At 26.8% G+C, this 768-nt stretch carries 1 protein-coding gene; it reads left to right on the forward strand.

The window, feature by feature from the left end; all coding sequences use genetic code 11:
• A partial coding sequence (locus tag EII32_RS11385) for a DnaD domain protein (protein ID WP_199741433.1) occupies window positions 1–768 on the forward strand: 768 nt, incomplete at both ends.

A 768-nucleotide genomic window follows, 5' to 3' on the forward strand; every position in this document is an offset into this window, starting at 1 on the left:
GTGAAAAACCATTTGAAGTTTTACCTAGAGAATTATTACAACAATGCGATAAAAAACGTAGTAATACAGAAAATAACCCTTTATCATTACAAGCAATAGGTTTGTTATGTAATTTACAAAGTTATCCAGAAAATTGGGAAATTCACAAAACAGAACTATACAATCGCTATGAAAAAAATGGCCGTCGTCAAATACAAAATGCTTGGAATGAACTTGTAGACGCAAAATATATTGTTCAATTTAAAGTACATAATGGTAATAAATTGGATTATTATTATTACTTTAGTGTTACTCCAATAACCAACAAACAAATAAAAGAATTAGAAGAATATCATAATAGCGAAAGTTTGGAAAGATTTAATTTAAAAGAGAAAATCTCTACTGTACAAAATGAACAGTGCAGTCGCGACGGTCTTTTTCCTACTGTACATTCTGAACAGTTCAAAATGAACAGTTCAAAAGTGAACAGTTCAAAACGTACAGATAATATAATACACAATCAATATAATACACATAAATATAATACACATGAACATAATACACACTACATTACAGAAAGCAGTAGTAGTAGTTATAGTGTGTTAATTGATAGAATTAAGAATGAATTAGACATTAATATTACTCCAGCATATAAAAATAAATTATTAAAGTTATTCTCAAACTTTGATGACAAGGTTATTAATTATGCTATTGAATATACGTCTATTAATGGATCTAGTCCAAAGCAATATTTTTTAAAAGTTTTAAATAATTGGAAAAGCTCTAATA

It is taken from the genome of Prevotella sp. OH937_COT-195 (assembly GCF_003932845.1).
Lineage (GTDB): Bacteria > Bacteroidota > Bacteroidia > Bacteroidales > Bacteroidaceae > Prevotella.